This is a genomic window from Paraburkholderia sp. SIMBA_053 (assembly GCF_046534895.1).
GTDB classification, from domain to species: domain Bacteria; phylum Pseudomonadota; class Gammaproteobacteria; order Burkholderiales; family Burkholderiaceae; genus Paraburkholderia; species Paraburkholderia caledonica.
The window spans coordinates 1-268 of record NZ_JAWRXU010000785.1; the positions used below are offsets into that span (position 1 = coordinate 1).

General features: G+C 62.7%; 1 protein-coding gene. It reads left to right on the forward strand.

Annotated features, from left to right (window positions below):
- Positions 1 to 226 (forward strand): hypothetical protein (locus tag SB753_RS37720; protein ID WP_410805243.1); only part of this gene is annotated, 226 nt, incomplete at its 5' end.
- Positions 227 to 268 lie beyond the last annotated feature (42 nt).

Below are 268 nucleotides of genomic sequence, written 5' to 3' on the forward strand. Positions count from 1 at the left end.
GCTCGCCACGCTGATTGACGCAGGCAAGGTGCGCACCTGCGCTAACGCGCGGCGCGATGTTGGCTACTGTTTGACGGGCACCACACCGATGTCCAGTTCGACGGTGCTCTCCGAGGCAACGACGGTAGCCACGCCGCGTGTGATACGCCGTGTAGATGGTCCGCTTACAGGCTATGACAGGGAACTCGATGCGCATCGTTCGCTTGCCATGCTCGTGCGCCGCTGAGGTTTCAGGGGCGCTACGCTTAAGCGCACGGAGTACTCGTCC